Origin of the sequence: Pseudomonas sp. (genome assembly GCF_026224925.1) — a bacterium.
In the GTDB taxonomy this organism is placed as follows: Bacteria; Pseudomonadota; Gammaproteobacteria; order Pseudomonadales; family Pseudomonadaceae; genus Aquipseudomonas.
Window position 1 is genome coordinate 1 of the sequence record NZ_JAMFRV010000106.1, and the last position, 7,273, is coordinate 7,273.

Consider the following 7,273-nt stretch of genomic DNA (forward strand, 5'->3'; position numbering starts at 1 on the left):
GCGGAAACCGTTATCAGGATCGAAGGGATCGAGCGCGGTATCGCTGGAAAACGGATCAGTCTCATCCACCACCGAAGGGTCCAACGCATTCATCAACAATATGCCTTGGCCTGGGTGTGGAGAAACCAGTGCAATACCATCGGCGATAGGAAGCACCGCGGCATCGAGCCGAGTTGGTCTGCCAGCGGGAGTCTTTGCAATGCGAAGCTCTGGCATGAGCATGGATTGCTGATGGTAGAACGCGAACAAGCCCGCGCCGCCAGAGTTGCCAAGCAGCACGATGGTTTCGAAGCCCAGCGTGCGCAATTGACGCATGCCGGCCGCTACATCATGCAGGGCAAACTCATGCTCCAACCGCAGGTCATTACCGATTGAGCGTGGTCCTTGAACCCAGCATGACCAACCAGCATCGAGCACTTCCGGCACTAAGTAATGACTGAGCACTAGTTCCCGAGGGTGCATGATGAACACCACTTTGCGTGTAACGCATCGGGAATAGAGCATACCCATAACCGCTTGACCGTCGTCGGTTACCAGCGGAAATGGTTGGGTTTGATAGGAAGCGGCCATCCTTGCAGGGTTCCAGGATGCCCCCCTCAGCCCGGCGGTGACCGCCATTTTGTTCTTGTAGGGACTGTTACTCATGGGTACTCCAAATCGGACTAGGTTTTATTTGATAGGGTCTCAATTTGATCTGAGGCCGAGCATAGTGATAATCTGAGACCCTGTCAAATAAGTGCAAAAGGATTTTTCCAAGATGCCACCGAGCAAAATGCTTCCTCCTTCCGAGCCGTCCGTTTCAACCAAACGGGTGGGTCGCAGGCCAAAGGCTGAGGGCAGCAAGAAGGCTGACTTATCTCGTGATGCAGTAGTCCTGTGCGCCGTTGCAATTGCCAAAAACGAATCGCTAAGTGATGTCAGCATGGTTCGATTGGGCCGTGAACTGGGCGTTGCTGCGGGCCTTATCCATTACTACATGGGCAGCCGCGATGGACTGATCAGCGCAGTAATTAACCAAGCGTTCAAAGAACGCCTACAGTTGCTGCCGCTGTTTACCGGTGACTGGCGGGTTGATGCCGAGGCGTTTGCGCGTGCAAGCGTAGAGTCGCTGACGCAGTGGCCGGGAATGGCGACGTACGTGCTGACCGAAAACCGTTTTCGGCTTTTCCAACGAGTCGCTCCGGGCGAAACTGACTATGGTCTGGCCTACTTCGACCATATTGGGCGGATGCTGAAAAACGCGAACTTCTCCGGACCCAACGCAGCAGTGGCCTATCACTTGTTGATGCTGTTTATCTCGGTGATCGCTGCGGAAAAGGAAAACAAGCAGGCTCCAGGGCTGCACGCTGACTTCATCAGCGGCTACCTGGCCCGTCATTCCGAACAGCAATACCCTGGGGCAATGTTCCTTGCTGCACCTTTCTCAGGTATAGAAAGTGATACGACTTTTGAGCGGGGGTTATCCGTGCTTCTCGACGGTATCGAGTTGTGGAGAACGCCTTCCTGTTGATGTTTTTTTTACGATAGAAACGCAATTCGGCTGCTGAGAAAATCGATCAGGACTCGGAGTTTTGGAGGGACCAGCAGTCCCGAGGGCCACAGCAAATTAAAGGTGCTGGTTTCATTAGTGTATTGATCTAATACTATGAACATCCTCCTGACAGGCGCCAACGGTTTTGTCGGTGGCACCTAGCCATGCGATTGATCAAGGCTGGCTACTCCATTCGAGGGCTGGTTCGTGATGAGGAAAAAGCACGAGAGGTAAAAGCATTGGGCATTGAACCAGCGGTCGGCAACCTGGACGACATTGAATTGCTTATGCGTGAGGCTAAAGCAGAAGACAACCCATTCGTTGTAGCCGAGTACAAACAACCGCGTCGCGACATTGGACTTAAAGTTATCAATCGGTCGCACTCCGCTTGAAACTTGATCCGGTGCAATCCTGGACCGTCGAAGAAGCCACGGTACACGGGGGCTATCTGCACGCACATTACACCTTTGGCACTAACAGCCGGATTCGTGCCAAACGTGCGCGCACAGAATTGGGCTGGGCACCGGTATTTACGTCGGCGTTAAAATGGATCGAAGAGGAAATGCCCGTATGAGCAAAGTCTGGATTATCACCGGCAGCGCCAGCGGTATGGGTGCTGGCTTTGCAAGGCATGCCACGTATCTTTATCCGCGGGCACAGATTGGGCAAACTCGAATCGTTAACACAGCCCATTACCCTCAAGGTAACAAACTCATCGGCCGCACCTAACAATCCTCTCCAAAGCCTCCGCTACCCTGATTCTTTAATCAGGAATCACAACTCATGCGTGTCCCAACAATGATCGGCGTCATGTGTACCCTTCTTGGCACGCTGGCGGGTGCTGACGGCGTGATGGCGGAGGAAAGTCTTATTATCCATCAGAAGCCCGTATTGGACTTAGCGTCAGCCATGCATCTCATGGACGTCGCCCGAACTTACGCAGCGGCCCATAAATGGCCCTGCGCGATTGCAATTGTCGACGATGGGGGTTGGCCACTTTCTACCCTTCGAATGGACGGGGCGCCTGTTGTTTCCGGGACTGATCTCGCCCAAGGTAAAGCCCGTACCTCTGCGCTATTCAAGCGCCCTTCAGACGATCTTGAGAAAGCAATTAATGGCGGCCGCAGCGCAGCGATAACGGCGGGCCTATTGATGATGAAAGGTGGTCAACCGATCAAACGTGACGGTCAAGTCATCGGCGCCATTGGCATCAGCGCAGACACCCCTGTCCACGACGATGAAATTGCGCTGGCTGCGCTCAGTGCTTTTGAGAAATCCGAACAATAATAGTAGGCGGCGGTATTGCGGTGTTTCAGAAAAAACGCATCGCCTAATTCGCGAACAAGTTCGCTCCTACAGAATGGGTGAAATACCTCAATCCCTGAGCCATGCCAAGGACCTGTGGGACCGAACTTGTTCGGGAAGCCGGCAGCGCGGTACATCTGATGTACCGCGCTGTTTCATTCGTAAACACGTTCCAAGCTAAACAGTTACAGCGTCCGCCCAATAATCTCTTTCATGATTTCCGACGTCCCACCGTAAATACGCGCTACTCGGGCATCAACCCACGCCCGGCTGATTTTGTATTCGCTCATGAACCCATAACCGCCATGCAATTGCAGAAACTCATCGAGCAGTTTGCCCTGCATCTCTGACCCCAGCAGTTTGGCCATGGCCGCGATGTCCGGGGTCAGTTCACCGCGCATGACTTTGCCCAGGCAATCGTCGACAAATACCCGCAGCATGGTGGCTTGCGCCTTGGCTTCTGCCAGTTTGAATCGGGTGTTTTGGAAATCCAGTACCGGTTTACCAAACACTTTGCGCTCACGGGTGTAAGCGATAGTTTCTTCCAGCAAGGTATCGATAGACTGCGCGGCACGGATCGCAATGATCAGGCGTTCCCAAGCCAGTTGGTGGGTCAGGTATTTGAAACCCATGCCCTCCTCCCCGAGCCGATTGCCGACAGGCACCCGCACTTCATCGAAGAACAGTTCCGAGGTGTCCTGCCCCTTCAAGCCGATTTTCTCCAGCAAGCGGCCTTTGGCGAAACCGGGGCGGTCCTCCTCGACGCAGATCAAGGTCAACTCTTTAGCGGCAGGGTCGATTTTGGTGGCAGTCACCATCAACCCGGCATTGCCGCCGTTGGTAATGAAGGTTTTTTGGCCATTGACTATGTAGTCGTCGCCATCGCGTCGCGCCGAGGTACGCATGGCCCGCAGGTCGCTGCCGATGCCGGGTTCGCTCATCGCAATCACGCCGATCATTTCTCCACTGACCATCCGTGGCAGCCATTTCTGTTTCTGCTCTTCGCTGCCATAGGCGACGATGTACGGCGTGACGATTTCCGAGTGGGTGGTGAAACCGACCGCCGTGGCGTTAGCCCGTGCCAGCTCTTCAATCATCACCGCCGAGTGCCCAAAATCACCACCGGGACCGCCGTATTCTTCTGGCACCGTGGAGCACAGCAAGCCGGTTTCTCCGGCCTTCAGCCAAATCTCTTTGGGCACGATGCCGTTTTTTTCCCATTCGTGCAGGTACGGTACGATTTCTTTATCGACGAAACGTCGGGCCTGATCGCGGAACATGTTGTGGTCTTCACGAAAAACGCCACGCATGGTTTGACTCCCAAAAATTGATCCAACGGCGCTAAAACACTCAACACCCGATGATTAGCGGTCCGTGTAATTCGGTTTGCGCTTGTCGACAAACGCGGCGACGGCTTCCTGGTGATCTTCGGTGTGGTGCGCCAGCGCCTGATAAGCAGCCGACAGCTCCAGCAAGGAATCCAGGCGCATGTGCTGCCCCTCGCGCAGCAGGCGTTTGCACAGTCGCAATGAATGGCCAGGGTTGCTGGCGATCCTCCGCGCCAAAGCGTGCGCCTCGCTGTCCAGGGTTTCGTGGGTGCACACTTGCTCCACCAATCCCCAAGCCAATGCCTTGGCGGCGTCAATGGTGTCGCCGGTAAACGCCATTAAACTGGCTTTGGGAATACCGATAATCCTTGGCAACAACCACGCGCCGCCGTCGCCCGGGACGATGCCGAGCTTAACGAAGCTCTCGGCAAACAGCGCCGTGGGGCTGGCAAGGCGGATATCACACATGCACGCCAAATCAAGTCCCGCACCAATGGCCGGGCCGTTAACGGCGGCAATCACCGGAATATCCAGCTCGTACAAGGCCAGTGGAATGCGTTGGATGCCGTCGCGATAAGTGCCACGTAGTTCATAGGGCGAACCGGCGAATATTCCACCGCGTTCGCGCATGTCCTTGACGTTGCCACCCGCGCAAAACGCGCTGCCATTACCGGTCAGCACCATCACCCGGGCAGTCTTGTCACGACGCAGCTCGGCGCAGAGCTGGACAATCTCTTCGATCTGCTCCGGCGAGGTCAGGGCGTTACGGGTTTCTGGATGGTTCATGCGAACGCTGACAACGCCGTCGTCGCGCTCGACTTGTAGAAAAGGGGTGCTCATGCCGAGGTCTCCGTCAGGCGGGTCAAGGGCTGCGACGCATGGCTGGTCAGCAACGGCCATAAACCGTCACCATCTGTCTGGCATACCTGTTCGCCCAGACGCTGACTCCAAAGGGTCGCGGAACCAAATTCACTGCGCCAGGCCCACAAGCGCCGGGTGAACAGATGCAGCGAGTATTCTTGAGTGAAACCGATGGCGCCGTGTACGGCGTGGGCAATGCCCGCGCCGATGCTGGCGGCTTCCGCGGTGCTGACCTTGGCAACGGCAATGGTGAAGGCTGCGAGCGCGGTGTCTGATTCAACACACGCCGCTTCGGCTGCAATATTGGCTGCGGCCGCCTGCTCGGCGAACACAGCAAGTTGCTGCTGGATCGCCTGAAAAGCGCCGATGGGTTTACCAAACTGGTTACGATCCCGCGCATAACCTGAAGTCATGTCGATCAAGCTGCGCAATGCGCCGGCAATTTGTGCTGAGCGCAGCAGTGCGCCGCCTAGTTGCAATACGCTGGGTGATAGCCCCACGGGTAATTCAGCCGACGCCAACGGCGTCGCGCCAGCAAACTCAAGGTCGTCCCGTGGCTCGCCGGCCACGTTGAGCCGTTCGGTCACGGCGGTGGCATTAGCGCGGGACAGCAGCACCACCCTCGCCCAATCGGTTCCACCGTCGGCGATGGCCACCAGAGACTGCGCATGGCGACCCCATGGCACTGCTCGGGCGGTACCGTAAACGCGGCCATCGCGCAGGGACAGGGTCGAATCGGCGCTGAAACTCAACACCCCGCTTTGCGCTTCGATCCCGGCTTTGCCCAATAACCAATTACCTAACAGAGCCTCGCATAACGGCGCGGGCACGGCGAAACGCCCGGCTGCTCGTGCGATCACATACAGGTCAGCCCATCCGGCTTCGGCACCACCCAACGCTTCGGGTGCTCCGGCCAGGGTGAACCCGGACTCCTCAAGGGCGTCCCATAAGCGACTAGCCCATACACCGTTTTCGCAACCGAGCACGTATTCGGTGGTAGCGACGTCGCCAAGCAGACGTTCAATGCTTGATTCAAAGAGTTCACGCATGATTATCGCAACCCCAATCCGCGCGCGATGATCCCCCGCAGAATCTCACGGGTGCCTCCGCGCAATGAAAATGACGGCGCCATCTGGGTCAGATAGGCCAAAACCTGCGCATGAGCAGAACCGCCCTGTTGGGTCGGCTCGTCGGCGAGCAACAGCTGTGCGACTTCGGGCAGTTCTTGTTCGAACAGGTTACCGAGGTCCTTGACGCAAGATGCCGCCCAGCTCGGATGCTCCCCTGCGGCCAATTGCGCCGTGACTGCCAGCGACATATTGCGCAACGTCAGCAGCTTGGCCGCCAGACGCCCGATTTCCCGTGATTGAAGTGCATCTGGCCGTTTGCCGATGCCGTCCACCAAGGTCTTGAACAACGCCATGCAACTGAGGAAGCGCTCCGGTCCGCTGCGCTCGAAAGCCAGCTCTGCCGTTACTTGATCCCAGCCTTTGCCTTCGGAGCCCACCAGCGCATCAGGTCCGAGCAGCACGTTGTCGAAGAACACTTCATTGAAATGCTCACCGCCGGCCAAGTCACGGATTGGCCGAATGGAAATACCGGGCAAATTCAAATCGACGATAAACTGCGACATGCCCTCGTGACGTGCCGCCGATTTCTCGCCGGTACGCACCAAGGCAATCATGTAGTGGGAATGGTGGGCATTGGTGGTCCAGACTTTCTGACCATTAAGCCGCCAACCGTCGCCATCGCGAGTGGCTGAGGTCTTGATCGAGGCCAAGTCTGAACCGGAGTTAGGCTCGCTCATGCCAATACAAAAAAAGCTTTCGCCGCGACAGATCGCCGGCAAGTGAAACTGCTTCTGCTGCTCAGTGCCAAAACGTTGAATCAGCGGACCACTTTGCCGATCGGCAATCCAGTGCGCTGAAACCGGTGCGCCGGCGGCGAGTAGCTCTTCGATGATGACGTAGCGAGCGAATGGACCTGCCGCCGCGCCGCCATACTCTTTGGCCAAGGCCATCCCCACCCAACCACGCTGACCTAGTTTGCGACTGAACTCGGCATCGAAGCCCATCCAGGATTGCGCGCGCAAGCTCGGCGGGTAATCGGCCAATGTATCGCTAAGAAAGCTGCGAACGTCGGCCCGCAGTGCTTCTGCTTCAGGGGGGATTTTGCTGTACGTGAACTGAGTGATCGCCATGGTGCGCTCTCAAAAGCGGGACACAAAAGCGGTCCGCTCCGCATGGGA

Annotated in this window: 9 protein-coding genes and 1 pseudogene; 5 read left to right on the forward strand and 5 right to left on the reverse strand. The window is 56.7% G+C overall.

The features are described from left to right. Positions 1–645: pseudogene (locus tag M0974_RS04700) on the reverse strand (alpha/beta hydrolase); the annotation flags it as partial. Between the two features lie 112 nt (positions 646–757). Between M0974_RS04700 and M0974_RS04705 the strand changes: the two are divergent. The 5 genes from M0974_RS04705 (at position 758) to M0974_RS04725 (ending at position 2,818) form a co-directional block, all read left to right on the forward strand. Beyond that, entirely contained in the window at positions 758–1,510 is a 753-nt protein-coding gene (locus M0974_RS04705; protein ID WP_297833410.1) for a TetR/AcrR family transcriptional regulator C-terminal domain-containing protein, read from the forward strand. 185 nt (positions 1,511–1,695) lie between these two features. Next, a complete protein-coding gene (locus M0974_RS04710; protein WP_297833412.1) occupies positions 1,696–1,923 on the forward strand; it encodes a hypothetical protein in 228 nt (75 codons plus the stop codon). Continuing rightward, positions 1,920–2,105, forward strand: coding sequence for a hypothetical protein (locus tag M0974_RS04715; protein WP_297833415.1), 186 nt, complete (start codon positions 1,920–1,922; stop codon positions 2,103–2,105). The genes M0974_RS04710 and M0974_RS04715 overlap by 4 nt, the downstream gene beginning before the upstream one ends. Continuing rightward, positions 2,102–2,260 carry a hypothetical protein gene (locus M0974_RS04720; protein WP_297833417.1) on the forward strand — a complete coding sequence of 53 codons (159 nt, stop codon included), beginning with the start codon at positions 2,102–2,104 and terminating at the stop codon, positions 2,258–2,260. Before M0974_RS04715 ends, M0974_RS04720 begins: the two co-directional genes overlap by 4 nt. Before the next feature lie 81 nt (positions 2,261–2,341). Continuing rightward, positions 2,342–2,818, forward strand: a complete 477-nt coding sequence (locus tag M0974_RS04725; protein ID WP_297833428.1) for a heme-binding protein — start codon at positions 2,342–2,344, stop codon at positions 2,816–2,818. A 203-nt stretch (positions 2,819–3,021) separates the two neighbouring features. Here the strand turns inward: M0974_RS04725 and M0974_RS04730 are convergent, their stop codons facing one another. From M0974_RS04730 to M0974_RS04745, 4 genes are read right to left on the reverse strand one after another with little or no spacing between them, the layout of a single operon-like run. After that, a complete protein-coding gene (locus tag M0974_RS04730; protein ID WP_297833419.1) occupies positions 3,022–4,146 on the reverse strand; it encodes an acyl-CoA dehydrogenase family protein in 1,125 nt (374 codons plus the stop codon). A 54-nt stretch (positions 4,147–4,200) separates the two neighbouring features. Next, complete coding sequence (locus M0974_RS04735) at positions 4,201–5,004, reverse strand: crotonase/enoyl-CoA hydratase family protein (RefSeq protein WP_297833421.1); 804 nt, start codon at positions 5,002–5,004, stop codon at positions 4,201–4,203. Further along, positions 5,001–6,074, reverse strand: a complete 1,074-nt coding sequence (locus M0974_RS04740) for an acyl-CoA dehydrogenase family protein (RefSeq protein ID WP_297833424.1) — start codon at positions 6,072–6,074, stop codon at positions 5,001–5,003. Before M0974_RS04740 ends, M0974_RS04735 begins: the two co-directional genes overlap by 4 nt. 2 nt (positions 6,075–6,076) lie before the next feature. After that, positions 6,077–7,225: an acyl-CoA dehydrogenase family protein gene (locus M0974_RS04745; protein ID WP_297833426.1), complete on the reverse strand. Its 1,149-nt coding sequence runs from the start codon at positions 7,223–7,225 to the stop codon at positions 6,077–6,079. Positions 7,226–7,273 lie beyond the last annotated feature (48 nt).

What these genes read in the sequence shown, in the direction of transcription:
- M0974_RS04720 (WP_297833417.1), top strand. Translation starts at nt 2,102, where the DNA reads ATGAGCAAAGTCTGGATTATCACCGGCAGCGCCAGCGGTATGGGTGCT.
- M0974_RS04710 (WP_297833412.1), top strand. Translation starts at nt 1,696, where the DNA reads ATGCGATTGATCAAGGCTGGCTACTCCATTCGAGGGCTGGTTCGTGAT.
- M0974_RS04725 (WP_297833428.1), top strand. Translation starts at nt 2,342, where the DNA reads ATGTGTACCCTTCTTGGCACGCTGGCGGGTGCTGACGGCGTGATGGCG.
- M0974_RS04745 (WP_297833426.1), bottom strand. Translation starts at nt 7,225, where the DNA reads ATGGCGATCACTCAGTTCACGTACAGCAAAATCCCCCCTGAAGCAGAA.
- M0974_RS04740 (WP_297833424.1), bottom strand. Translation starts at nt 6,074, where the DNA reads ATGCGTGAACTCTTTGAATCAAGCATTGAACGTCTGCTTGGCGACGTC.
- M0974_RS04730 (WP_297833419.1), bottom strand. Translation starts at nt 4,146, where the DNA reads ATGCGTGGCGTTTTTCGTGAAGACCACAACATGTTCCGCGATCAGGCC.
- M0974_RS04735 (WP_297833421.1), bottom strand. Translation starts at nt 5,004, where the DNA reads ATGAGCACCCCTTTTCTACAAGTCGAGCGCGACGACGGCGTTGTCAGC.
- M0974_RS04705 (WP_297833410.1), top strand. Translation starts at nt 758, where the DNA reads ATGCCACCGAGCAAAATGCTTCCTCCTTCCGAGCCGTCCGTTTCAACC.